This is a genomic window from Bradyrhizobium shewense, assembly GCF_900094605.1.
Lineage (GTDB): Bacteria > Pseudomonadota > Alphaproteobacteria > Rhizobiales > Xanthobacteraceae > Bradyrhizobium > Bradyrhizobium shewense.
This window is the reverse complement of the sequence record NZ_FMAI01000012.1, coordinates 215,263-238,819: the sequence shown is the minus strand read 5'-3', so window position 1 is coordinate 238,819 and position 23,557 is coordinate 215,263. Positions and strand designations below refer to the sequence as shown.

19 protein-coding genes, 1 other RNA gene and 1 pseudogene are annotated in these 23,557 nt (G+C 65.9%); 15 read left to right on the top strand and 6 right to left on the bottom strand.

The features are described from left to right. Nucleotides 1-16: 16 nt before the first annotated feature. Nucleotides 17-1,222, top strand: coding sequence for an extensin family protein (locus GA0061098_RS23490; RefSeq protein WP_091961793.1), 1,206 nt, complete (start codon nucleotides 17-19; stop codon nucleotides 1,220-1,222). A gap of 43 nt (nucleotides 1,223-1,265) precedes the next feature. On the opposite strand, the pseudogene GA0061098_RS23485 reads toward GA0061098_RS23490, so the two are convergent. Both GA0061098_RS23485 and GA0061098_RS23480 read right to left on the bottom strand, forming a co-directional pair. After that, nucleotides 1,266-1,573, bottom strand: a pseudogene (locus GA0061098_RS23485) (DUF6665 family protein). 44 nt (nucleotides 1,574-1,617) lie between these two features. Continuing rightward, the gene (locus GA0061098_RS23480; RefSeq protein WP_091961789.1) at nucleotides 1,618-2,253 is read right to left on the bottom strand and encodes a TetR/AcrR family transcriptional regulator; all 636 of its coding nucleotides are present in this window, start codon (nucleotides 2,251-2,253) and stop codon (nucleotides 1,618-1,620) included. 198 nt (nucleotides 2,254-2,451) lie between these two features. Between GA0061098_RS23480 and GA0061098_RS23475 the strand changes: the two genes are divergently transcribed. From GA0061098_RS23475 to GA0061098_RS23455, 5 genes are all read left to right on the top strand, one after another. Then, entirely contained in the window at nucleotides 2,452-3,765 is a 1,314-nt protein-coding gene (locus GA0061098_RS23475; RefSeq protein WP_091961786.1) for an HlyD family secretion protein, read from the top strand. Nucleotides 3,766-3,794: 29 nt separating this feature from the next. Continuing rightward, complete coding sequence (locus tag GA0061098_RS23470; RefSeq protein WP_091961783.1) at nucleotides 3,795-5,378, top strand: DHA2 family efflux MFS transporter permease subunit; 1,584 nt, start codon at nucleotides 3,795-3,797, stop codon at nucleotides 5,376-5,378. 536 nt (nucleotides 5,379-5,914) lie between these two features. Beyond that, nucleotides 5,915-7,714 carry an ABC transporter ATP-binding protein gene (locus tag GA0061098_RS23465; protein ID WP_165637552.1) on the top strand — a complete coding sequence of 600 codons (1,800 nt, stop codon included), beginning with the start codon at nucleotides 5,915-5,917 and terminating at the stop codon, nucleotides 7,712-7,714. Between the two features lie 80 nt (nucleotides 7,715-7,794). Then, the gene (locus tag GA0061098_RS23460; RefSeq protein WP_091961775.1) at nucleotides 7,795-9,201 is read left to right on the top strand and encodes an MATE family efflux transporter; all 1,407 of its coding nucleotides are present in this window, start codon (nucleotides 7,795-7,797) and stop codon (nucleotides 9,199-9,201) included. 74 nt (nucleotides 9,202-9,275) lie between these two features. Continuing rightward, nucleotides 9,276-10,547, top strand: coding sequence for an O-antigen ligase family protein (locus GA0061098_RS23455; RefSeq protein ID WP_091961771.1), 1,272 nt, complete (start codon nucleotides 9,276-9,278; stop codon nucleotides 10,545-10,547). Here GA0061098_RS23455 and GA0061098_RS23450 read toward each other — a convergent pair. Further along, nucleotides 10,544-11,287: a sulfite exporter TauE/SafE family protein gene (locus tag GA0061098_RS23450; RefSeq protein WP_038947689.1), complete on the bottom strand. Its 744-nt coding sequence runs from the start codon at nucleotides 11,285-11,287 to the stop codon at nucleotides 10,544-10,546. The genes GA0061098_RS23455 and GA0061098_RS23450 overlap by 4 nt on opposite strands. 224 nt (nucleotides 11,288-11,511) lie before the next feature. On the opposite strand from GA0061098_RS23450, the gene GA0061098_RS23445 reads away from it, so the two are divergent. Next, nucleotides 11,512-11,775 (top strand): hypothetical protein, encoded by a 264-nt coding sequence (locus GA0061098_RS23445; protein WP_165637551.1) that lies wholly within the window; start codon nucleotides 11,512-11,514, stop codon nucleotides 11,773-11,775. Between the two features lies 1 nt (nucleotide 11,776). Here GA0061098_RS23445 and GA0061098_RS23440 read toward each other — a convergent pair whose 3' ends face one another. After that, nucleotides 11,777-13,147, bottom strand: coding sequence for an aminotransferase-like domain-containing protein (locus tag GA0061098_RS23440; protein WP_091961762.1), 1,371 nt, complete (start codon nucleotides 13,145-13,147; stop codon nucleotides 11,777-11,779). Nucleotides 13,148-13,195: 48 nt separating this feature from the next. Here GA0061098_RS23440 and GA0061098_RS23435 point away from each other — a divergent pair, with 48 nt between their 5' ends. Next, nucleotides 13,196-13,660, top strand: coding sequence for a DUF983 domain-containing protein (locus GA0061098_RS23435; protein WP_165637550.1), 465 nt, complete (start codon nucleotides 13,196-13,198; stop codon nucleotides 13,658-13,660). Between the two features lie 74 nt (nucleotides 13,661-13,734). Here GA0061098_RS23435 and rnpB read toward each other — a convergent pair. Then, nucleotides 13,735-14,214: RNase P RNA component class A (gene rnpB / locus GA0061098_RS23430), an RNA gene on the bottom strand. Between the two features lie 150 nt (nucleotides 14,215-14,364). Between rnpB and GA0061098_RS23425 the strand changes: the two genes are divergently transcribed. Further along, on the top strand, nucleotides 14,365-14,718 hold the full coding sequence (locus GA0061098_RS23425; RefSeq protein ID WP_026202052.1) for a YciI family protein: 354 nt from the start codon (nucleotides 14,365-14,367) through the stop codon (nucleotides 14,716-14,718). A 22-nt stretch (nucleotides 14,719-14,740) separates the two neighbouring features. Further along, nucleotides 14,741-15,976 (top strand): RNA polymerase sigma factor, encoded by a 1,236-nt coding sequence (locus GA0061098_RS23420; protein WP_091961753.1) that lies wholly within the window; start codon nucleotides 14,741-14,743, stop codon nucleotides 15,974-15,976. Between the two features lie 111 nt (nucleotides 15,977-16,087). Here the strand turns inward: GA0061098_RS23420 and GA0061098_RS23415 are convergent, their stop codons facing one another. After that, nucleotides 16,088-16,870 (bottom strand): N-acetylmuramoyl-L-alanine amidase, encoded by a 783-nt coding sequence (locus GA0061098_RS23415; RefSeq protein WP_091961747.1) that lies wholly within the window; start codon nucleotides 16,868-16,870, stop codon nucleotides 16,088-16,090. Between the two features lie 525 nt (nucleotides 16,871-17,395). Here GA0061098_RS23415 and rsmH point away from each other — a divergent pair. From rsmH to GA0061098_RS23390, 5 genes are all read left to right on the top strand, one after another. Beyond that, nucleotides 17,396-18,385, top strand: coding sequence for a 16S rRNA (cytosine(1402)-N(4))-methyltransferase RsmH (gene rsmH, locus GA0061098_RS23410; protein ID WP_165637549.1), 990 nt, complete (start codon nucleotides 17,396-17,398; stop codon nucleotides 18,383-18,385). 3 nt (nucleotides 18,386-18,388) lie between these two features. Then, a complete protein-coding gene (gene ftsL / locus GA0061098_RS23405; protein WP_091961738.1) occupies nucleotides 18,389-18,781 on the top strand; it encodes a cell division protein FtsL in 393 nt (130 codons plus the stop codon). Continuing rightward, nucleotides 18,778-20,520, top strand: a complete 1,743-nt coding sequence (locus tag GA0061098_RS23400; RefSeq protein ID WP_091961734.1) for a peptidoglycan D,D-transpeptidase FtsI family protein — start codon at nucleotides 18,778-18,780, stop codon at nucleotides 20,518-20,520. The genes ftsL and GA0061098_RS23400 overlap by 4 nt, the downstream gene beginning before the upstream one ends. Nucleotides 20,521-20,600: 80 nt before the next feature. Next, a complete protein-coding gene (locus GA0061098_RS23395) occupies nucleotides 20,601-22,058 on the top strand; it encodes a UDP-N-acetylmuramoyl-L-alanyl-D-glutamate--2,6-diaminopimelate ligase (RefSeq protein WP_091961729.1) in 1,458 nt (485 codons plus the stop codon). Further along, nucleotides 22,055-23,434 carry a UDP-N-acetylmuramoyl-tripeptide--D-alanyl-D-alanine ligase gene (locus GA0061098_RS23390; protein WP_091961725.1) on the top strand — a complete coding sequence of 460 codons (1,380 nt, stop codon included), beginning with the start codon at nucleotides 22,055-22,057 and terminating at the stop codon, nucleotides 23,432-23,434. The genes GA0061098_RS23395 and GA0061098_RS23390 overlap by 4 nt, the downstream gene beginning before the upstream one ends. The last annotated feature ends 123 nt before the right edge of the window (nucleotides 23,435-23,557 follow it).

The window sequence follows — 23,557 nt, the reverse complement described above, 5'->3', positions numbered from 1 at the left end:
CACCGAACGTGCGTGCATGACGCGCGGAGTTCGTTTGTATCTCGTCGGCTCCATCGTCCTTGTTTCGCTAGCGGGTTGCGGACGCGGCTTCTTCCAGGCCGAACGCGAACCGTGGCGGGCCGAGGCCGAAGCCGCATGCCTGAAATCGGGCGCGGTGAAAGAGGGGCCGGATCTCGTCCGCATCGACCCGATCTCCGGGCCCGGCATGTGCGGCGCCGAGTTTCCGCTCAAGGTCGCCGCCATCGGCGAAGCCTCGAGCAGTTACGGCTTTGCCGACGAGGAGCTGCGCCCGCCGGGCAGCATCGGCGGCCAGCCGCGCTGGCCGGTGACGCAGCCGCGGTCGAATTACCCTCAGAGCCAGAATTATCCGGCATCGTCCTATCCGCAACGATCGAACTATCCCGAAAGCGCGGTGCGCCAACCCTCCGGCTATGGCAGCTCAAGCGGGCCGGTGTCACTGAACGCGCCCGGCGTGGCGGCGCAGGAGGACGAGATCGACCTGCCGCCCGATGGCACCGATGCCGCGGGCGCGGCGCGCTACATGAATTCGCCGAGCTATCCGGCGCGGCCTGCACCTTACTCGCAGGCGCCTGCGCAGCAGCCGCCGCCGCGCCTTGGCCCGGCGCAGGGCAATCCCGTCACGGCCGTCGGTCCGGTTGCGATCAAGCCGACCGCGACGCTCGCCTGTCCGATCGTGTCCGAGCTCGACCGCTGGCTCGCCGACACGGTGCAGCCATCGGCGATGCGCTGGTTCGGCGTCCGCGTCGCCGAGATCAAGCAGATCTCCGCCTATTCCTGCCGCGGCATGAACGGCAATCCGCATTCTCACATCTCCGAACACGCCTTCGGCAACGCGCTCGACATTGCCGCCTTCGTGCTCGCCGATGGCCGCCGCGTCACCGTGAAAGACGGCTGGCGCGGCATGCCAGAGGAGCAGGGCTTTTTGCGCGACGTGCAGTCCGGCGCCTGCGCGCATTTCACCACGGTGCTCGCGCCGGGGTCGAACGTCTATCACTACGATCACATCCACGTCGATCTGATGCGCCGTGCCAGCCGCCGCCTGATCTGTCAGCCCGCCGCCGTCTCCGGCGAGGAGGTCGCCTCGCGCGCGCAGTCGCGCAGGCCGTACGCGAATGCGCGCGAGCCTTCCGTGACCGGCTCGCTCGGTGCGCGCAAGAGCACGGGGCACAAGCGCGAGGAAGACGACTACGCCGACGATTAGACGGAGCAGTTGCTCTTGTAGCTGCGCTCACGGAGGCTACGATCTACTTCCGCTTCGCCGGTGCGGGGACCAACCCCATGCAGAGCTGCACCTCGCCCGGGACATTGTAGGTGCGCATGATATGGCGGCTGTCGCGCAAGCCGGACGCCTCACGCTGCACCACGAACATCCAGAGCGCCTGGCCGGTTGCAGCGAGGCCGGCGCCTCCGAGGACGGGTGCGCGGCATCGAACTCGCGCAAGCGGGTTAGCGCCTGTTCGAGTGTGCGGCCCATCCGTCCAAGCGCCGAGGCCTGTTCCTGGACGATCTCGTAATGGAGGATATCGACGGGCGGGCGAAGATCACGGGACATGGCCGCAAATATAGGGTCGTCTGACCGGTCCGCGCAACGCGCCGCTACTTCGCTTTATACGCGGCCAGGAACATCCGCGTCGCGCTGTCGACCACCTCGGTCATGCGCTCTTCCGACGGCGCGGGCGCGGCCTGGAACACGAAGGGCAGGAAGAGGGATGCCTTGCACAGCTCCATGAACTGGGAGGCGGCAAGGTTGCAATCGTCAATCTTGAGATGGCCGGCGGCGACATGGGCTTTGAGATAGTCGGAGAGGCGGTTGATGGACTTGTCCAGCACCCGCGCATAATAGCGGCGGCCGACATCGGGCATGCGCTCGGCGATCGCCATCACGGTGCGGATCGCCGATCCGCCGCCGGGCCGACAGAGCAAGTGGATATAGGCCCGGCCGAACTCCTTCAGCGTGGTCTCGGCATCGCGCGCGGGATCGAAGTTGAACACGACCTGGCCGTACTGGAGCGCCTCCTGCTCGAGGATGGCTTCGAACAGGGCGCTTTTGTCGGCGAAGTAGACATAAAGCGTGCCCTTGGAGACCTGCGCTGCGCGCGCGATCTCGCCCATGCTGGCGCCGTCGAAGCCGAGATCCATGAACACTTTGCGGGCGCCGTCCAGGATCTGGCGACGTTTGGAGCCGTCCTCTTCCTGGATGACGTGCAGATGATCGCTGCCGGCTACAACCATTGGTTCAGGGTCTCGGAAGGTTTTGGAGTCGGGTCTGCGGCCATGAAACCCGAATAAAGGATTCTCGTCATTAGGGTCCGGCCGGGATTATTATGTATGTTGACCGAACCGTTCGGTCAATGATATTTGGATTAGCGAGAGGGAACAGGCCGCATGCCGGCTGTCCCTTTGTCGCGCTTTTTTTGGGGGGAGGCCTTTATGGCCGTATCGAGAGACCAAGCCGCGCGCGTCCTTCGCCAGGAAACGGTGGAGGAGCACGCGGACGGTGATGCCGCGATCGAGAACGCTGCACCCCTTGCCGAGCAATTGCGCTCTCAATTGGCCGAGGAAGCCAAGCGCCGCACCGCCGAGGCGCCGGAGAAGCCCGTGACCGACAAGCCGGCCGCGCTAGCGCCGGAGGCACCCGCCGCCGGCGCTCCCAAATCCGGCAAGCGCAAGTTCGTCCTGATGGGCGTCGGCCTCGTGCTGGCGCTCGCGGCCGCGAGCTATGCCGGCTACTACACGCTGGTCGGCCGCTTCTACATCTCCACCGATGACGCCTATGTCCGCGCCAACAACACCATGTTGGGCGCGCGCGTCTCCGGCCACATCGCCTCGATCCTTGCCGGCGACAACACCACCGTGAAAGCGGGCGACATTGTCTTCCGCATCGATGACGGCGACTACAAGATCGCGGTGGATGCCGCCGCGACCAGGATCGCGACCCAGCAGGCCACCATTGATCGCATCGGCCGCCAGGTCGCCGCGCTCGACAGCCAGGTGGCGCAGGCCAGGGCGCAACTCGTCTCGGCTGAAGCGGGCCTCAAGCGCGCCGATCTCGACTATGAGCGCCAGCAGGCCCTGAGCAACAAGGGGTTTGCCTCGCGCGCTACCTTCGAGAGCTCGGAAGCCGGACGCGACCAGGGCGCCGCCGCAGTCAAGGCCGCGCAGGCCGCCTACGACGTTGCAATCAGCAATGTCGATGTCGCCAAGGCGCAGCAGGCCGAAGCGCAGGCGCAGCTCGCTGAGCTCAAGACCACGCTCGCCAAGGCCGAGCGCGACCTCAGCTTCACCGCGGTGCGCGCGCCGGTCGACGGCACGTTCTCGAACCGCCTCGTCAGCGCCGGCGACTTCGTTGCGGTCGGTCAGCGCCTCGGCAACGTCGTGCCGCTCGACAACGTCTATATCGACGCCAATTTCAAGGAAACGCAGCTCAAGCGCATCCGTCCTGGCCAGCCGGTGACGATCAAGGTCGATGCCTATGGTATGCGCAAGTTCTCCGGCGTCGTCGACAGCATCGCCGCCGGCGCGGGCTCGGTGTTCACGCTGCTGCCGCCCGACAACGCGACCGGCAACTTCACAAAGATCGTGCAGCGCGTGCCGGTCCGCATTCGCGTGCCGAAATCGGTGGCGAAGCAGAACCTGCTCCGTGCTGGCATGTCGGTCTATGCGACCGTCGACACCAACAAGGGCGCGGCCGACGCCGACAGCGAGGTCGACCTCGACGATCCCACCGCGATCCACCCGCAGTAGCCACAGCCTGAGCGCTGCGAGGTCAGACCATGGCCACCGCCACCACCGCTTCACCCGCCATGATGGCGGACCCCGCTTCGGAGCGCATCGCGCCGAAGCGGCTGTTCGCGTTCATCATCATGGTGTTCGGGATGTTCATGTCGATCCTGGACATCCAGATCGTCTCGGCCTCCCTCAGCGAAATCCAGGCCGGATTGTCAGCGAGCTCCAGCGAGGTCTCCTGGGTTCAGACCGCCTATCTGATCGCCGAAGTCATCGCGATTCCCCTGTCGGGATTCCTGTCGCGCGCCTTCGGCACGCGGCTGTTGTTCGCGATCTCGGCGGCCGGCTTCACCGCCTCGAGCCTGCTCTGCGGCTTTGCCACCACCATCGAGGAGATGATCCTCTGGCGCGCGCTGCAGGGTTTCCTCGGCGCCGGCATGATCCCGACGGTGTTCGCCTCGGCCTATACTGTTTTTCCGCGCTCCAAATTCCACATCGTCGGCCCCATCATCGGGCTGGTTGCGACGCTTGCCCCGACCATCGGACCGACGGTCGGCGGTTACATCACCGACCTCATGTCGTGGAACTGGCTGTTCTTCATCAACGTCGTGCCCGGTATCGGCATCACCCTGGGCGTGCTGGCGCTGGTCGACTTCGACGAGCCGCATTTCGAGTTGCTCGACCGCTTCGACTGGTGGGGCCTCCTGTTCATGGCCGGCTTCCTCGGCACGCTGGAATATGTGCTGGAGGAGGGCCCGCAATATGAATGGATGCAGGATACTTCGGTCGCGATCTGCGCCTGGATCTGCGCGATCTCGGCCATCGCCTTCTTCTGGCGCGTCTTCACGGCGGCCGAGCCGATCGTCAATTTGCGCACCTTCTCCAATCGCAATTTCGCGATCGGTTGCGTCCTGCAGTTCTGCATCGGCATCGGCCTCTACGGCCTGACCTACATCTATCCGCGCTATCTCGCCGAAGTGCGCGGCTACAGCGCGCTGATGATCGGCGAGACCATGTTCGTCTCGGGGATCACCATGTTCCTGGTCGCGCCGCTGGTCGGCCGCCTCATGGTGAAGCTCGACATGCGCTACATGATCGCCTTCGGCCTCGTCGTGTTCGCGATCGGCTCCTACCAGATGACGTGGATCACGCGCGACTACGATTTCTACGAGCTGCTGGTGCCGCAGATCCTGCGCGGCATCGGCATGATGTTCGCGACGGTGCCCACCAACAACATCGCGCTCGGCACGCTGGCGCCTGATAGGGTGAAGAACGCCTCGGGCCTGTTCAACCTGATGCGCAACCTCGGCGGCGCGGTTGGCCTCGCCGTCATCAACACCGTGCTCAACTACCGCACCGATTTGCACATCACCCGCCTCCAGGAGCGCGTGACCTGGGGCAATGCGACCGCGACCGAAACCCTGACCATGTTCATGCAGAAATTCCAGGGGCTCGGCGATTCCACGTTGATGGCGATGAAGCAGCTCTCTCAGCTCGTGCATCGCCAGGCCGTGGTGATGAGCTTCGGCGATGCCTTCTTCGTGCTGACGCTGTTCTATCTCGGCCTCACCCTGCTGGTGACGCTGCTGAGCAAGCCGGCCCCACTGACCGGCGGCGGCGACGCGCATTGATGCTGCCCAAATCGGGCAAGCCACAAAGGCGGTGTCATCGCCCGGCCTCGACCGAGCGATCCAGTATCCAGAGGCCGGCGTTGGTGAACTCGCTCTCACCACATCCGCCGCGGGCGTACTGGATGCCCCGCTTTCGCGGAGCATGACGGCGGAGGGTGGGGCGGCTGTGGAGCGCGCACCTCGGCCCCCGCACCAAATTGCAACACTCATCCGTGATCTCGCGCGAGCCCCGTTGCAAGTCGCGAACGACACATCTATAAAGCGCACCTCATTCACTCGAGCCGGGGAGAGATTTGCATGATTTCGTCGCATTCGCAGATCGTACGCCCGCGCTCGATGATGTTCTGGTTCGGTATGTACGCGGCCTGTTAGAGGCCTCCTCCGCCAGTTTCGATTGGGCCAAGTTTTCGACCAAGCGTCCCGATCGCTTTCTTTCCCAAGTCAAAGCCAACCTTAAGTGACGCCGTCTCGGCCCTCGCGGCCGGCCTGCGTCCATCGATGGAGCCGGCCCGCGCCAAAGCCGGCCGGATGATGTCATGACCGCTCTGTCAAAAAAGCCCGCGGCGATCCGCCTGGTGCTGCCCTTCGTGTTCCGGCACTGGCTGAAGCAGCCGGGACGGGGGCTCATCGTGGCCGGCGGCCTGCTGGGTGCGACCATTGCCGACCTGTTCATGCCGGTCTTCTCGGGCCGGCTGGTCGATGCGCTGACGCGTGGCCCGTCCGATCCCGATGCGCGGCATGCCGCCCTGGTTGCCTTCGGCGCCATCGTGGCGCTGGGCGCAGCCTCCGTGGCGCTGCGGCTGGCCGGCCTGCAGGCGATCGTGCCGTTCACGCTCAAGACCATGTCGGACGTCGCACAGGAGGCCTTCATCCGTGTGCAGCGCTTCTCCACCGACTGGCACGCAAACTCCTTCGCGGGCTCCACCGTGCGCAAGATCACGCGCGGCATGTGGGCGCTCGACCTGCTCAACGACACCATCCTGATGGCGTTGGCGCCCTCGCTGCTGGTGTTGATCGGCTCGATGGTCCTGATTGGGATGCATTGGGCCTCGCTCGGCGTGGTGATCGCAGTCGGCGCGTTCTTCTACGTCACCATCACCGTCGTGTTCTCGACGCGCTACATCGCGCCGGCCGCCCGAGTCTCCAATGCCTGGGACACCAAGGTCGGCGGCACGCTTGCGGATGCCCTGACGTGCAACGCGGTGGTGAAGTCGTTCGGCGCGGAAGCGCGCGAGGATACGCGGCTCGGCCGCGTCATCAACCGATGGCGCGTGCGGGTGCGGCGGACCTGGCTGCGCTACAATTACACGGCCATGGCGCAGCTGTCGCTGCTGCTCTGCCTCCGCACGTCCGTGATCGGCGGCGCGGTGCTGTTGTGGATGTCGGGACATGCCTCGCCTGGCGACGTGACCTATGTGCTGACCAGCTACTACATCATCCACGCCTATTTGCGTGACGTCGGCATGCACATCAACAACCTCCAGCGCTCGGTCAACGACATGGACGAGCTGGTGGCGATCCATGCCGAGCCCATCGGCATCGCCGATGCGGCCGAGGCGCGGCCGATCGCGATCGAGGGCGGCGAGATCGTGTTCGACGACGTGACGTTCCATTATGGCGGCCATCGCGCGCCGCTCTATGACGGGCTGTCGGTGACGATCCGGGCTGGTGAACGCGTCGGCCTCGTCGGACGCTCCGGCTCCGGCAAGACCACCTTCGTCAAGCTGGTGCAGCGGCTCTACGACGTCACCGGCGGCCGCGTGCTGATCGACGGGCAGGACATCGCATTGGCCACACAGCAATCGCTGCGCAGCCAGATCGCGATCGTGCAGCAGGACCCGGTCCTGTTTCACCGCTCGCTCGCCGAGAACATCGCCTATGGCCGGCCCGGCGCCAGCCTCGAGGCGATCGAGCAGGCGGCGCGGCTTGCGAACGCGCACGACTTCATCCTGCGCCTGCCGAAGGGCTACGGCACGCTGGTCGGCGAGCGCGGCGTGAAGCTGTCGGGCGGTGAGCGGCAGCGCGTGGCGCTGGCGCGCGCGTTCCTGGCGGATGCGCCGGTGCTGATCCTGGACGAGGCGACGTCGAGCCTCGATTCGGAATCGGAGGCGCTGATCCAGGAGGCGATGGAGCGGCTGATGAAGGGCCGCACCTCGATCGTGATCGCGCACCGGCTGTCGACGGTGCGCAGCCTCGATCGCATCCTGGTGTTCGACCGCGGCGAGATCGTCGAGCAGGGCACCCACGCCGTGCTCGCGAGCAAGCCCGCAGGCATCTATCGCGGCCTGTTCGAGCGCCAGGTGGTGGAGCTCGGGCGCGTCGCAGCGGCGGAGTGATGGGGGGCGGCAGCGGGGCGAAGGTCCCGCTGTCACGCCGCCAAGGAATTCGTCAAGGAATGCGTCAAGGATGAAATGAGATGAAAGACCTGACGAACGGCTCCATCGTGAGACACATCCTGGCCATGGCACCTCCGATCATGGCCGGCATGATATCGATCATGGTCTGCCAACTGGTCGATCTGTACTTCGTGTCGGGCCTGGGCGATGCCGCCGTGGCGGGCGTCGCCGCGGCCGGCAATGCTGGCTTTCTCGTCAACGGGCTGATGCAGGTGCTCGGTGTCGGCGCGGGGGCACTGATCGCGCATGCCGTGGGACGCAAGGACCGGCCGGATGCGAACCTGATCTTCAACCAGGCGATCGTGCTGTCGGTGCTGTTCGGACTGTTGACCCTGCTCGCAGGTGCCGCGCTGTCGCGCGCCTACATGCGTTCGATCGCAGCGGACCAGGCCACGATCGAGGCCGGGACCACTTATCTGCTGTGGTTCATGCCGGCGCTCGCGTTGCAGTTCGCCACCCAAGTCATGGGGGCTGCGCTGCGCGCGACCGGTATCGTGCGTCCCACCATGCTGGTGCAGGCGTTTGCTGTGGCCATCAATATCGCGCTGGCGCCGGTCCTGATCACGGGCTGGGGCACCGGCCATGCGCTCGGGGTCGCTGGTGCGGGGCTGGCGAGCTCGATCGCGGTCGCCATCGGCGTGCTGGTGCTGCTGGCGTATTTCCGCAAGGTCGAGCGCTATGTCGCCTTCAATCCGGCGCAGTGGCGCCCGCAGCCTTACCATTTGAAGCGCATTCTCAATGTCGGCCTGCCGGCCGGCGGCGAGTTCGCGATGATGTTCATCTTCATGGCGGTGGTCTATTACGTGCTGCGCGATTTCGGCGCGGCGGCGCAGGCCGGCTTCGGCATCGGGCAGCGCGTGCTCGGCCTGATCAACATGCCGGCGCTTGCGGTTGGGCTGGCGGCCGGGCCGATCGCCGGCCAGAACGTCGGCGCAGCCAACGCTGCGCGCGTGCGGGAAACTTTCGTCAAGGCCGCTTTGATCGTCACGATCGTGATGACCGGCTTCATGATCCTTGCGCAAGTGAAGCCGGAGCTGCTGCTCGCCGGATTCTCGAACGACCGCGAGACCATGGACATCGCCTACCTGTTCCTGCGGATCATCTCGCTCAACATGGTCGCGCAGGGGCTGATCTTCACCTGCTCGAGTATGTTCCAGGCCCTTGGCAACACCAGGCCGGTGCTCTTGAGCTCGGCGACGCGCGTGTTCACCTATTCGCTGCCGGCGATCTGGCTGTCGACGCGGCCGGGCTTTCGCATGGAGTACGTCTGGTATTTGTCGGTCGCGGCGACAATATTGCAGGCGGGTTTGAGCCTGTGGTTGCTGCGCCGCGAGTTCAGAAAGCGCCTGACTTCGGCGCCGAAGGAGAAGACCCCAGAGCAGGAGAGCGCCGAGCCCATTGCGCCTCTCGCCCGCGAGCCTGCGTAGCGGTGGCTTGTTCCATCCTGGCTGCTCCGGCTAACTTGCCGGCCGGTCGAGGATGGTGGGCTGCAGAAGGGCCAATGACCGGAGTGACGAACGAGCCGCGGGCGGCGTCATGGCTCGCCGCGATCTGGGCGGCGCGCTATCGCACGCCGGCCCGCTTCGTCGCGCTGATCGCTCTGCTGCTGCCGTGGACCACGACCGGGCTGACCTTCGCGCTCATACCCTGGCTGATCGCGTTCGCGTTCGTCGATCTCCGCGCGTTTCCGCGTTCGCTGCTTCGCCCGATCTGCCTGCTGCCCATCGCGCTGGTCGCGCTCGCCGCCGTGGGCACGCTCTGGTCGGATGCGCCGTGGCCGGAACGGATCCACGCGATCGGGCCGGCGGCGAAGCTGCTGGTCATTCCGCTCCTGATCTACCAGTTCGAGCGCTGGCCCTACGGCCATTGGGTGTTCTCCGCCTTCCTGGCGTCCTGCGCGGCCTTGATGCTCTATTCCTTCGCCGTCGCCATCGACCCCGCACTCTCGCTGAAGCTCTATCTGTCGCGTGGGCCTTTCAGGGTCGAGAGCGGGATCGCGGTGCGCAACTATATCGACCAGAGCCAGGAGTTCGCGCTCTGTGTGCTCGCGCTGGTCTATCCGGTCGTGTCGCTGCTGCGACAACGCCGCGCCGCCACCGCGGCCCTGTTCGCGGTGCTCGCGATCGGATTTCTCGCCAACATGATCTTCGTCGTGGTCTCGCGCACGGCGCTGGTGACGCTGCCGATCCTGGTGGTGCTGTTCGCGCTGCTGTATCTGCGCCTGCGTGCGGCGCTGCTTGCCGCCGGCGCGATGGCGCTGTCGGCGGTGCTGCTCTTTGGCGTGTCGCCGCATCTGCGGACGACGGTTGCGAAATTTCAGGCCGACTATGAGACGAGCGTGCAGGACAGTCAGGTCAGCGGCATGGGCTCGCGTCTGGAATACTGGCGGAAGTCCCTTCGCTTCATCGCCGATGCACCGCTGGTCGGTCACGGCACCGGCTCGATCCGCGGCCTGTTCGCAAGCGTGGCCGCCGATGCGAAGATCGATCCGCTGCGCGGCGAGATCGTCAGCAACCCGCACAATCAGACCCTCAGCGTGGCCGTGCAGTGGGGAATCGTCGGTGTCCTGATCCTCTACGCGCTCTGGTTTGCGCATCTCTCGCTGTTTCGCGGCGCGGGGCTGGCCTCTTGGATCGGCCTGCTGGTCGTGGTGCAGAACATGCTGACCTCGCTGCTCAACACGCATTTGTTCGACTTCACGCCGGGCTGGATCTACGTCCTCGGCGTCGGTGTCGCCGGCGGCATGGCGCTTGCCAGGAAGACGCAGAATTAGAGCGCGCCGAGGCTGTTCCAGACCAGGGTCAGGCCCGACAGGAACAACAGGCCGAGCACGACATCGCCGAAATGCTTGTCATTGAGGGCGTGATAGACGCGCGCGCCGGCCCAGGCGCCGATCAAGGTGCCCGGAAACGCGACCAGCGCGAGCCAGACCACTTTGAGCTCGACGAGACCCGATGCGGTCTGCAGCACCAGTGCTGTCGCGAGCACCGTGAAATTGAAGAGCTGGAAGATGCCGCGCCGTTCGTGCTTGTTCCAGCCGCGGATGTTGGCCCACAGGATCGGCAGCGGCCCGGACAACCCGGCGAGGCCGCCAAGAATACCGCCGGCAAAGCCGATCGCGCCGTCGGCGAGGCGGCCGCCGAATTTGATCGCGAGCGGCCTCTTGTTCAGATAGAGCGCGCTCGAGAACATCAGAATTAAAATGCCGACGCTCAGCTTGAACACTTTTGGATCGGCCGAGGCGATCAGCATGGTGCCGATCGGTACGCCGATGAGACCGCCGATCAGGAACGGCCAGACCAGCGAGAGGTCGAAGCTCTTCCACATCGAGGGCAGCGTTGAGGTCTGCGCGATCACGGAGCAGATCAGCACCAGTGGCACCGCGAGCGAGGGCGGCAGCACGTAGAGCCAGATGCCGAGCGCCATCAGCGCCGTGCCGAACCCGGCCAGGCCCGAGACGAAGCCGCCGGCCAATGCGCCGAGCAGCAGCAGCGCGTAGGTGAGCGTTTCCAACAGAATGTCCTCGTCGCCGGGGCGATCTCGAACTGTTGATCGCCGTCGCCCGCATAGCATGCTTGCTGCTGTGCAAGTCAATCCGCCCTGCACGCAAGCGTGATCTGCGGCGCCGGGCGTTCGCGAAAGACACGCCTACATGACGGTCGTACTTCAAATCGGGGGCCCCGCCGCCATCCTGCGCTCGGATCGGTCGGTCCCGAATGCGATGATGGAGAATGATCATGACCCGCACTGAAATCGCCGCTGCGGCCGCGCTGTTGGCGGCGGCGCTGATGCCGACAATGGCCCAGGCGCAGCTTTCCGAGCCTGCGGCCTATCAGGCCGCTCATCCCGACCGCGACGTGCTGAACGGCGGCCAGCTCACGCCTGCGGCGCGTGCGGCTCTCGGCCAGCAGGGCACGCCCAGCGATGCATATGCTTTGCAGGCCTATCCGTCGCCTGGGGCACCGGTCGTGCGCTCGACCCATCGCCGTCATCGTCGATGATCTAGACGATCTGTCTGGTGTCGGCGGGCTTCTGCAGCGCGCCGACCAGGATGCGTAGCGCTTCCGTCAATTCTGACCTGTTGCGTGCCGCGCCCAGGGAGACGCGCGCCGCATGCGGCGGTGTCCCATCGACTGTGAAGGCATTGCCGGCGACGACCGCAAGTCCGTTTCGCAACAGATGCGCCGCGACATCGGGCCGGTCCTCAGGCAGCCGCAGCCACAGATGATGCGCCGCGGGCTTGGCCAGGAACTGGAAGCCTTTCAATGCGCGCTGCGCGAGCTGCTGACGGCCGACCGCCTCGCTGCGGATGGCGGTGATGATGCGATCGGCAATGCCGCTTTCGATCCAATGCGTCACCAGCGCGACCATCAGCGGCGCCGGCATCTGCACGGTCGCCTGCAAATACGTCCGCACCTCCCGCTGCGCCTCGCTGTCGGGCGTCACCAGATGGGCAACGCGGAGCGCCGGCGCGATGCATTTTGACAGCGTGGTCGCAAGATAAGTCCGCTCCGGAATGAGATTGGCGATCGGCGATGCCGAGCGGTCGAGCAGGCCGTAGGCGTCGTCCTCGATCAGGATCGTGTCGGTATCGCCGATGATCTTTGCGATCGCACTGCGCCGCTCGGCGGCAAGCGTCGCCGTGGTCGGATTGTGCAGCGTCGGAATGAGATAGACGGCCTTCGGCTTGTGCGTGCGGCAGGCCTTCGCCAGCGCATCGGGCAGGATGCCGCCATCATCCATGGCGACGCCGACGAGCTTGATGCCGAGCCGCGCTGCTGCGGCCTTGACGCCGGGGAATGTGAGCGCCTCCGTCAGCACGATGTCGCCGGGCCGCGCCAGATGGGCGAGCAAGTTGAACAGGATCGTCTGCGTGCCGGGAAAGATCACCAGCCTGTCGGCATGCGCGTGCGGTACCCGTGCGCGCATCCAGCGCGCGGCGACCTCGCGCTCATGCGCGCTGCCGCCGGGCGGCTGATAGTTGAGATACGCTGTCAGGCCCGATTGCGCGCGGATCGCTTCCATCCCGGCGATGATGCGCTCGTCGAGCTGCGCCTCCAGCGGATGCGGCGGCACGTTCATCGAAAGATCGATCGCGACGGGATGCGGCAGATCGACCGCGCGGCGCGCGCTGGTCTCCGACACGAACGAGCCCTGTCCGACCCGCGCCTCCATGATTCCGCGACGCCGCGCCTCGGTGTAGGCGCGCGTCACCGTGGTGAGGTCGACGTCGAGCACCTTTGCAAGCGCGCGCTGCGTCGGCAGTTGCTGGCCACGCACGAGCCGGCCGGCGGCGATGTCGGCCTCCATGGCCTCGACGATGCGCTGGTAGCGCGGCCCTGATAGCTCCGAGATTGTCGGGCTCCAATCCATGCAATTAAGCCCTTATCCTTTGAATGTATGGATGCAAGATATTATTGTATGGATTGTCGAAAAGGAAGAGGTGGGGTCATGGCGGCAGGTTCAGTCTCTCTGGCGAAGGCGATGTGGCGCGGCTTTCGCGGCAAATGCCCGAACTGCGGCGAAGGCCATCTGTTCGGCCGTTTCCTGAAGGTCGCAAACAGCTGCGATCATTGCGGCGAGGAGCTGTTCCACCAGCGCGCCGATGACTTTCCCGCCTATCTCGTGATCGTCGTGGTCGGCCATCTCGTGGTCCCCGCCATCCTCGCGGTCGAGACCGCATATGCGCCGGCGGTCTGGCTGCAACTCGTGGTGTGGTTGCCGGTGACGCTGTTCGCCTCGCTCGCGTTGCTGCAGCCGACCAAGGGCGCCATCGTCGGGCTGCAATGGCAGATCGGCATGCACGGTTTTGAAGTGAGCAAGCAGCGGCGTGAGGCGGACGAGCTTGCGCCGGTGCTGGTAAAAGCGGACACGCGCGCGGCCTGAAGCGCGGCGACGTTGAGGCGTTCCTGAAAATGGTGAGGGGTTCGATGCGGTCAGCATCGAACCCCTCGTTGCAAGATATCAGCCGGCCTGTAAGCCGGGTTCTGTAAGGCACCGTCCGCTTGCGCGAACGATACGTGACGGCCATTCCTCTGGGACCATGTTTACACATGGCCTCGAGCAACCTACCCGGACGGCGGGCCTGACATCGCCCCGCGGCGTTATCGCTTGCGCGAACAGCCCGCTACGCCGTCCCTATTCGGTTTTGCTCCCGGTGGGGTTTGCCATGCCGGCTCCGTTGCCGGACCCGCGGTGCGCTCTTACCGCACCTTTTCACCCTTACCCGTCTACGCAGCGTTCGCTGCTACGACGCGGCAGGCCCGAGGGCTTGCCGCGCCAAAGCCCCGTAGGGGCGAAGGCGGGCGGTTCGTTCTCTGTGGCACTTTCCCTGGGGTCGCCCCCGCCGGACGTTATCCGGCACCGTATGTCAAGGGAGCCCGGACTTTCCTCCCCGGCGGCCTTTCGGCACCTGCCGGAGCGGCCGTCCGGCCGACTGACTGACAACGCATGGGGCATTTGTGACGGTTTCGTCAAGCCGATATCGCGGCCCACGATCCGCCCGAAATAATTTATCCTGAAGATGTCGTTTGCTGCGTGCCCCGATCGACTGGATGTCGGCGACACAGCCGAACAACAGGAGTGAAGCGATGCAATATCTGCTGATGATCTACCAGAACGAGGCCGAGTACGCGAAGATTGACACGGGAACCAGTCAGAAGATGTCGGCGGAGTATGAAGCCTTCACGCAATCCATCATCCGGAACGGCAATTTCAAGGCCGGCGATCGGCTGCGGCCGACCACGACCGCGACGACGGTGCGTGTGCGCGACGGCAAGATGCTGACGACCGATGGACCGTTTGCGGAGACCCGCGAGCAGCTCGGCGGCTACTATCTGATCGAGGCCAAGGATCTCGACGCCGCAATCGAGATCGCGGCGCGCATTCCGAGCGCGCGCGTCGGTTCGATCGAGGTGCGGCCGATCTGGGTCTACGACAAGTGACGGCCGGGCCGCGCGTCGCCGCATGACCCCTGGCGAGATCGACAAAATCTTCCGCGACGAGGCGGGGCGGGCGCTGGCCACGCTGATCCGCCTCGTCGGCGATTTCGATCTCGCCGAGGACGCGCTTCAGGACGCTTTTGCCGTCGCGCTGGAACGCTGGGCGGCGTGCGAGGTCCCCGACAATCCGCGCGCCTGGCTGGTCAATGTCGCCAGGCACAAGGCGATCGATCGTGTCAGGCGCCAGGCTATCTTCCGCGGCAAGCAGCAGGTGCTCCTGCACGAGATCGAGCTCAATGCGCAAACGGTCGACGAGCCGGCGACAATGCTCGACGACGATATGCTGCGGCTGATCTTCACCTGTTGCCATCCGGCCTTCGCGCCCGAAGTCCGGGTCGCGCTGACGCTGCGCACCGTCTGCGGACTCTCGACCACGCAGGTCGCGCGCGCCTTTCTCGTGGGCGAGGAGGCAATGGCGCAGCGCCTGGTCCGCGCCAAGCAGAAGATCAGGCTCGCCGGCATCCCCTACGAGGTACCCGAGCGCGACACGCTGGCGCCGCGGCTCGATGGCGTGCTCGCCGTGATCTATCTCGTCTTCACCGAGGGCTATGTCGCGACCGAGGGCGCGGATCTGATGCGGCCTGATCTTGCGGCCGAAGCCATCCGGCTCGGCCGCTTGCTCGATCGGCTGATGCCGGATCGCGGCGGCATCAAGGGCCTGCTGGCCCTGATGCTGCTGCACGATGCGCGCCGCGCCGGACGCGAGACCGCGGCCGGCGATATCGTTCTGCTCGAGGAGCAGGATCGCATGCTGTGGGATCGCGGGCAGATCGAGGAGGGCCTGCGCCTGGTCGAGGATGCGCTGCGCGTGCCGGGACGGCCGCAGCCTTATGCTGTGCAGGCCGCGATCGCCGCGCTGCATGCGCGTGCGCCGAGCTTCGAGCAGACCGACTGGCGGCAGATCGCCGGGCTCTATGAGGTGCTGTTGCGCATCAGTCCCTCTCCGGTGATCGAGCTCAACCACGCTGCCGCGCTGTCGATGGTCGATGGGCCGGCACGTGCGCTCGATCTCGTCGATGCGATCAGCGCCCGAGGCGGGCTCCGCGGCTATGAGCTGCTGCCCGCAGTGCGCGCGGATCTGTTGCGGCGAATGGGGCGCAAGGATGAAGCGTGCGAGGCATATCACGCAGCGACCGCGGCGACACAGCTCGAGCCGTTGCGGCGGCTCTATGCGCGGCGGGTGAGGGAGATGGATAACTAGCGCCGTCATTCCGGGGCGATGCGAAGCATCGAACCCGGAATCTCGAGATTCTCAGGTGCGCAATTGCGCACAAAAGTTCGCACTTCGTGCGCCCCGGAATGACCGCTGCCGTCACTTCGACGCGACGGCCGTCCCCTCTGCCGGCAGGCTCGCCAGCAGCGCCTGCAATGTCGACAGCGTCGAGTGGTCCGCGACACCATCCAGCCGCGCGGGGCGGAAGTGGCGCTGGAAGGCGGTGACGACTTCCATGGTCGCGGCGTCGTATTTGCCGGTCAGCGGCACGCCGTAGCCGTATCTGGCGAGCGCCTGCTGCAGGCTTAGCACCTCGTCGCTGATGGTCCCGAGCATCAGGGTCTCGCCGCGCACGACCGGGGCCGGCGTCACCCAGTGACCGACGCCGGAATTGGCCAGTGAGTGCCACGGAAACTTTTCGCCGGGGTCTTTCTTGCGCGCGGGCGCGACGTCGGAATGGCCGAGCACCCGGTGAGCCGGCACCTTGCGGCGAAGCATGATGCCGCGGCACAGCGCGATCACGGCGGCGATCTGGCGCAGCGGATATTCCGGATAGCCCCAGTCGTGGCCGCGATTGATGATCTCGATGCCGATCGAGCAGGAGTTGATGTCGTCCTCGCCGGCCCAGGACGAGACGCCGGCGTGCCAGGCGCGCCTGGTTTCGGGCACGCATTGCACGATGCGGCCGTCCTCCAGCACGACGTAATGTGCCGAGACTTCGGTCCCCGCCGTGCACAGCCGCGCCAGCGCGCCCTCGACATCGGGCATGCCGGTGTAGTGCAGCACGATCATATCGGGCTGCCGTGTCTTGTTGCGCTCGCCATAGTTCGGCGAGGGGATGATGTCGGACACGATCGAGGAATCCGGCTCGAACGCCCTCATGCTCGCCGCGGCCTTGGGAACCGGGAGAACGCGTTGACGCTTCGAATCAGATCCAGACGGTGTGGACGAACCGGACGGCGGCATAGACAAACCAAGGTCGGACGGAGAGTTGGGCCAAGCCCTTCTCTTTACTATTCCTTTACCCTCCACCGTACGCAATCGCGCGGCGCGGTTAACGGATGCATTTTGGCGCAAGTGTGTGGATGAAGCATCACCGCCTCATCAGCTTTTCGACTTGTCACGAGCCGAGCAACGCTTTCTTAACGCTAAGGGCCGTTACTGAGGGATGAAGAGCCGACCCGCGTCCGGAGGCGGCCAAAGCGTATTTTGGCTCGAAATCCCATGGCTGCCCGACAAATTCCGCTGGGAACACTGGGTTTGCCGCCCGGGACGACCGGGCTCGGTAACCATGCTGGACGGTGCGGTCGTGGAACCGCCGCGATACGGAGTCATTCGAGGCGTCATGGGCTTGTTCGTCCCCAATCTCGCTTGGACGTCAGGCTGGGCCTCCAGCAGGCCTGGCGCATGAGCTCGGCTCCGCACATTCCCGTTCTTGGCCGTGAGGCCATCGCCCATCTCGCCCCGCGCGATGGCGGTATCTATGTCGATGCCACCTTCGGCGCCGGCGGCTATAGCCGCGCCATCCTCGACGTGCCGGGAAGCCGGCTCATTGCCATTGACCGCGACCGCACCGCAATCGTGGGCGGTGCCGAGCTGGTCGAACGCTCCGCGGGCCGGTTGACGCTGGTCGAGGACCGATTCTCCAACCTCGGTGAGGTCTGCGCGGCGCAGGGCGTCGAGGCCGTGGACGGTGTCGTGATGGATGTCGGGGTGTCTTCGATGCAGCTCGACCAGGCCGGTCGCGGTTTCTCGTTCCGGCTCGACGGTCCGCTCGACATGCGGATGGGGCAGGCGGGGCCGACCGCGGCCGACGTCGTCGCCCGCGCCTCGGAAGCCGATCTCGCCGACATCATCTATCTCCTCGGCGAGGAGCGGCATTCGCGCCGCGTCGCCCGCGCCATCGTCGCGGACCGGCAGGAGACGCCGTTCACGACCACGCGCGCGCTCGCCGACCTCATCGGTAGGGTGGTGCGCTCCAAGCCCGGCGACATTCATCCGGCGACGCGGACGTTCCAGGCCCTGCGCATCTTCGTCAACGAAGAGCTCGAGGAACTTCAATCCGCGCTCGCTGCGGCCGAGTGCGTGCTCAAGCCGGGCGGACGCCTCGTCGTGGTCTCCTTCCATTCGCTGGAAGATCGCATCGTCAAGAATTTCCTCTCCGAGCGTTCCAAGACCGCTGGCGGCTCGCGGCATTTGCCGGAGGTGGCGCAGGTTCCGCCGAGCTTCCAGCTTCTGACGCGGCGGCCCGTGATCGCCGGTGAGGACGAAGTTGCGCATAACCCGCGCGCGCGTTCCGCAAAGCTCCGCGCCGCCGAGCGCACCTCGGCGCCCGCGCATCAGGATGGCGAGCCATCGTCCTGGCCAAAACTTTCCGACGTGATGAGGGGAGGCTAGCGCATGCGCATCATCCACCTCTTCGTCATCGGCGCGCTGATCTTCGCGGCGGCCTATGTCTACCGGATCAAGATGGACTCCACGGCGCGCACCGAGAGGGTGCTGCGGCTGCATGCGGAGATTCGCGAGCAGCGCGACGCGATCGCTTCGCTGCGATCCGAATGGGCCAAGCTCGATGCGCCCCATCGGTTGCAGGGCCTGTCCGACCGGCATCTGCAGCTCAAGCCGGTCAACGGCACGCAATATGACCAGCTGAAGAACCTGCCGGAGCGTCCGCCGCGGATGTTCAGGCCGGGCGAGCCCGATCCGATCGGCGCCATGCTCAACACCATCGAAGCCGCGAGCGATCCTGACAATGTGACGGGCTCCGTGCCTCAGCCCGAGGACAAGCAATGAGCGCTGCGACTCCGGCCAAACCTACCGAACCCTGGCGCCAGCGACTGATCCGCAGCCTGCTCTACGGGCGCAATGTCGACCGCGCCGCGAAGGCGCGCGCGCGCGTTGGCCTCGCCATGCTCGCCTTCGCCTCGGTCTACGCCCTGATCGGCGGCCGGCTCGTGATGTTTGCCATCGGCGCCGATGCCCATGGCGCACGCCGCGCCGCGGCGCAGGAGGTGGTGGCGACCGCACGCCCCGACATCGTCGACCGCAACGGTGCCATCCTTGCGACCGACGTCAAGGCGGCGAGCCTGTTCGGCGAGCCGCGCCGCATCATCGACAAGGACGAGGCGATCGAGCTGCTCACGGCGACCGTGCCCGACCTCGACGAGGCCGAGGTGCGCGAGCGCCTGAGGACGCGCAAGGGCTTCGTCTGGCTCAAGCGCGAGGTCACGGCCAAGCAGCAGCAGGCCATCCACAAGCTCGGCATTCCCGGCATCGGCTTCCTGCGCGAGAACAAGCGCGTTTATCCGACCGGCAACGAGGTTGCCCACCTCATCGGTCTCGTCAACATCGACAACCAGGGCATCGCCGGCATGGAGAAGTGGCTCGACAATCAGGGCCTCGCCGATCTCCACCGCGCCGGCTTTGCCACCGACCGGCTGCAAAAGCCGATCGAGCTTTCGATCGATCTGCGCGTCGAGCACGCGCTGCGCGACGAGCTGTTGAAGGCCAAGGAGAAGTACCACACCAAGGCCGCGTCCGGCATCGTCTCGAACGTCAAGACCGGCGAGATCGTGGCGATGGTCTCGCTCCCCGATTTCGATCCCAACAATCCCAAGGAAGCGCACGACCCCGACCGCATCAACCGCCTGACCACCGGCGTCTACGAGATGGGCTCGACCTTCAAGGCGTTCACGCTGGCGATGGCGCTCGATTCCGGAAAGATCAATCTGAACACGTCGTGGGATGCCCGCGGAAACCTGCACTACGGCAAGTTCACCATTCACGACAGCCACCCGCTGGGGCGCTTCATCAACACCAAGGAAGTGTTTACCTTCTCGTCCAACATCGGCGCCGCGCGGATCGCGCTCGGCCAGGGGGTCGAGGCACACAAGGCGTTCCTTGCCAAGATGGGCCAGCTGACGCGGCTGCGCACCGAACTGCCGGAGAGTGCGGCTCCGCTGATCCCGCGCCGCTGGGGTGAGCTGAACACGGTCACTATCGCGTTCGGCCAGGGCATGTCGGTGGCGCCGCTGCAGGCGGTGATGGGCATCAACGCGCTGGTGAACGGCGGCTATCTGATTCCGCCGACCTTCATGAAGCGCAGCGAATCCGAAGCGGCGGCGATGGCCAAGCGCGTGATCAAGACGGAGACCAGCGACAAGATGCGGTTCCTGATGCGGCTCAATGCCGAAATCGGCACCGCCAAGACCGCTGACGTCAAGGGCTACTATGTCGGCGGCAAGACCGGCACGTCCGAGAAGGTCATCAACGGCCGCTATGCCAAGAAGCGCGTGCTCAACTCGTTCACCGCCATCATGCCCTGCGACGATCCGAAATATCAGATCCTGATCATGCTGGACGAGCCGCAGGCGATTCCTGAAACGAAGGGCTTCATCACTTCGGGCTGGAACACGGTGCCGACCGGCGGCAAGGTGATCGAGCGGATCGCGCCGCTTCTCGGCGTCGAGCCGCGGTTCGACCTGCCGCCGTCTGAGCGCCTTATTCTTGCAGCATCCAGGACAACCCAGTAATCAATCGGGTGGGCCGTAGCCGCTGCTGAGTCGGGGAATTCCCTCAAGATTCGGCTTTCCGGTACGGCGACTGGAAGACCATGAAGCTGCGCGACCTCTTAGGCAATGACGCCGCGATCGAGCCCGCCGTCGCGGCGCTCGAGGCGACGGGCCTTGCGCTCGACAGCCGCGTGGTCAAGGCCGGCGATCTCTTCTTCGCACTCGCGGGCAGCAAGACGGACGGGGCGCGCTTCATCGACGCCGCGGTGGCCGCGGGCGCCGTGGCCGTCGTCGGTGACCATGCGCCTGATACGAGCAAGGTGCCGTTCATCACTGTCGCCAATCCGCGCCGCGCGCTGGCGCTGGCTGCGGCAAGATTCTTCCCGTCACAGCCCGCGACCATCGCCGCGGTGACCGGCACCAGCGGCAAGACCTCGGTCGCAGCGTTTGCGCGCCAGATCTGGGAGCGGCTGGGGCACGCCTCCGCCAGCATCGGCACCATCGGCCTGGTCTCGCCCAAGCGCACCGTCTACGGCTCGCTGACGACGCCGGATCCGATCGCGCTGCACCGGCAGCTCGATGAGATCGCGCGCGAGGGCGTGACGCATCTCGCCTTCGAAGCGTCATCGCACGGGCTCGATCAGTATCGCCTCGATGGCGTACGCGTCTCCGCCGGCGGCTTCACCAATCTCTCCCGCGACCACATGGATTATCACCCGACCGTCGCGCATTATCTTGCGGCGAAGCTCCGCCTGTTCCGGGAACTCGTTTCTCCGGGCGGCGCAGCGGTGATCTCGGCCGATCATGATTGCTCGGCGGGAGCGATCGAGGCGGCGAGATCGCGCGGCCTGCGCGTGATGGCGGTAGGCCGCAACGGCGACGGGGCAGGCGACGGCATTCGTCTCACCGAGGCCAAGGTCGAAGGATTTTCGCAGGTGCTCGCGCTCGAGCATCGCGGCAAGCGTTACGCGGTTAGGCTGCCGCTGGTCGGCGAATTCCAGATCGAGAACGCCCTGGTATCGGCCGGCCTTGCGATCGGCACCGGCAGCGATGCGGCCAACGTGTTTGCGAGTCTCGAGCATCTCGAAGGCGCCAAGGGCCGGCTCGAGCGCGTCGGCGAGCGCAACGGTGCGCCGATCTTCGTCGACTACGCGCACAAGCCCGATGCGCTGGCGAAGGCGCTGCAGGCGCTGCGGCCCTACGCGAAACGAAAGCTGGTCGTCGTGTTCGGCGCCGGCGGCGATCGCGATGCCGGCAAGCGTCCGATCATGGGCGAGATCGCGGCCGAGAATGCCGACGGCGTCATCATCACCGACGACAATCCGCGCAGCGAGAGGCCCGAAACCATTCGCGCCGAAATCCTCGCCACCGCAAAGGGCGCCCGCGAGATCGGCGACCGTGCCGCGGCAATCCGAACCGCGATCGAGGAACTACAGGAAGGCGATGCACTGCTCGTCGCCGGCAAGGGACACGAGACCGGACAGATCGTCGGCGGCCAGGTGCTGCCCTTCAGTGATCACGAGGCGGTCGCCGCCGCATTAGCGTCGAGGGTTGCATGAGCGCGCCGATATGGACGGTTGCCGAAGTCGCGCGCGCACTGGGCGCTGCCGGATCGTTCCCGGACACGCCGATCGATTTCGTCACCCAGGACAGCCGCCTGGTGAAACCGGGCAGCCTGTTCGTCGCGCTGAGCGGCACGCCGAGCGGCGGCTTCATCTCGGCCTTCGCCAGCGCGCGCGACGGCTGGGAGTTCGCGGACAAGGCCGAGGCTTCCGGCGCGGTCGCGATGATCGTGCCGCACGAGATCGCGGGCATCCGCATTCCGCAGATCGTCGTCAAGGACACGCTGATCGACGGCCTCTGGGGCCTCGCGCGCGCCGCTCGCGCCCGCTTCCGCGGGCCTGTGATCGGGCTCACCGGCAGCGCGGGCAAGACCAGCACCAAGGAATTTCTGGCGGCCTATCCGAACGCCTATGCAAGTCCGTCCAGCTTCAACAATTTCTGGGGCGTGCCGCTGACGCTGTGCAATGCCAGGCCCGATGCCAGTCTCTGGGTCGTCGAGATGGGCATGAACCAGCAAGGCGAGATCGCGCGGCTCAGCGAATTGACGCGGCCCACCGTCGCACTCGTCGTCAATGTCCAGCCGGTGCATCTGGAAAAACTAGGCTCGCTCGAAGCCATCCGCCGCGAGAAGGTGTCGATCGCGCTCGGCCTGCCTGAGGACGGCGTGCTGGTGCTGCCGGCCGGGCTGAAGGCATCCGAATGGAAGGGCAAGGTGGTGCGCTTCGGCGAGCATGCCGAGGTGCATGAGGTCACGCACGCGCCGCATGGCGAGAGCTGGCAGGTCGTGGCCATGATCCGCAAGAAGCAGATCGCCTTCAGCCTGACGCCGGGCGCGCCGCACCGCGTGCAGAATGCGCTGGCCGCGCTCGCCGCCATCCGCGCCGCGAGCCTCGATGCGGCGACGCTCGCGATCAAGCTCGACCGGGTCGGCATCATGACCGGCCGCGGCGTCGAGCAGGCGGTCGGCGGTGTCACCGTGATCGACGACAGTTTCAACGGCAATCCGGCCAGCGTGGCCGCCGCGCTGCAAAGCCTCCAGGCGCGCAATGTAACCGGCGGCCGTCGGGTTGCGGTGCTCGGCGACATGCTGGAGCTCGGCGATGATGCACCAGGCTATCACACCCGCCTCGCCAAGCATCTCGACGGGATCGACGGGATCTACTGCGTCGGCCCTCTGATGCGCCACCTCTATGATGTGCTGCCGGCCGGCAAGGGCCTCGGCTGGCACGGCGATCCCGCCACGCTGAAGCCGAGTGAGGTCGCGAGCCTGCTGAAGGCAGGCGATGTCGTGGTTGTCAAGGGCAGCAAGAAGATGTTCTGGGTCAACAAGTTCGTGCCGGGCCTGGTGGCCGCCTTGCAGGCAAAGGCGTAAACTGCTTGGAAGGCGCCGTTCCCGAATCCCACCCTTTGCGCCGCGAAGCGTCCGGTTTCCCGGAGGTCGCGCGACCCATGATGAAGACCAGCGAATGCGCGTGAGGCACGTTGAGGCCAAGCT

What these genes read in the sequence shown, in the direction of transcription:
- GA0061098_RS23490 (WP_091961793.1), top strand. Translation starts at nt 17, where the DNA reads ATGACGCGCGGAGTTCGTTTGTATCTCGTCGGCTCCATCGTCCTTGTT.
- GA0061098_RS23480 (WP_091961789.1), bottom strand. Translation starts at nt 2,253, where the DNA reads ATGGTTGTAGCCGGCAGCGATCATCTGCACGTCATCCAGGAAGAGGAC.
- GA0061098_RS23475 (WP_091961786.1), top strand. Translation starts at nt 2,452, where the DNA reads ATGGCCGTATCGAGAGACCAAGCCGCGCGCGTCCTTCGCCAGGAAACG.
- GA0061098_RS23470 (WP_091961783.1), top strand. Translation starts at nt 3,795, where the DNA reads ATGGCCACCGCCACCACCGCTTCACCCGCCATGATGGCGGACCCCGCT.
- GA0061098_RS23465 (WP_165637552.1), top strand. Translation starts at nt 5,915, where the DNA reads ATGACCGCTCTGTCAAAAAAGCCCGCGGCGATCCGCCTGGTGCTGCCC.
- GA0061098_RS23460 (WP_091961775.1), top strand. Translation starts at nt 7,795, where the DNA reads ATGAAAGACCTGACGAACGGCTCCATCGTGAGACACATCCTGGCCATG.
- GA0061098_RS23455 (WP_091961771.1), top strand. Translation starts at nt 9,276, where the DNA reads ATGACCGGAGTGACGAACGAGCCGCGGGCGGCGTCATGGCTCGCCGCG.
- GA0061098_RS23445 (WP_165637551.1), top strand. Translation starts at nt 11,512, where the DNA reads ATGACCCGCACTGAAATCGCCGCTGCGGCCGCGCTGTTGGCGGCGGCG.
- GA0061098_RS23440 (WP_091961762.1), bottom strand. Translation starts at nt 13,147, where the DNA reads ATGGATTGGAGCCCGACAATCTCGGAGCTATCAGGGCCGCGCTACCAG.
- GA0061098_RS23435 (WP_165637550.1), top strand. Translation starts at nt 13,196, where the DNA reads ATGGATTGTCGAAAAGGAAGAGGTGGGGTCATGGCGGCAGGTTCAGTC.
- GA0061098_RS23425 (WP_026202052.1), top strand. Translation starts at nt 14,365, where the DNA reads ATGCAATATCTGCTGATGATCTACCAGAACGAGGCCGAGTACGCGAAG.
- GA0061098_RS23420 (WP_091961753.1), top strand. Translation starts at nt 14,741, where the DNA reads ATGACCCCTGGCGAGATCGACAAAATCTTCCGCGACGAGGCGGGGCGG.
- GA0061098_RS23415 (WP_091961747.1), bottom strand. Translation starts at nt 16,870, where the DNA reads ATGAGGGCGTTCGAGCCGGATTCCTCGATCGTGTCCGACATCATCCCC.
- rsmH (WP_165637549.1), top strand. Translation starts at nt 17,396, where the DNA reads ATGAGCTCGGCTCCGCACATTCCCGTTCTTGGCCGTGAGGCCATCGCC.
- ftsL (WP_091961738.1), top strand. Translation starts at nt 18,389, where the DNA reads ATGCGCATCATCCACCTCTTCGTCATCGGCGCGCTGATCTTCGCGGCG.
- GA0061098_RS23400 (WP_091961734.1), top strand. Translation starts at nt 18,778, where the DNA reads ATGAGCGCTGCGACTCCGGCCAAACCTACCGAACCCTGGCGCCAGCGA.
- GA0061098_RS23395 (WP_091961729.1), top strand. Translation starts at nt 20,601, where the DNA reads ATGAAGCTGCGCGACCTCTTAGGCAATGACGCCGCGATCGAGCCCGCC.
- GA0061098_RS23390 (WP_091961725.1), top strand. Translation starts at nt 22,055, where the DNA reads ATGAGCGCGCCGATATGGACGGTTGCCGAAGTCGCGCGCGCACTGGGC.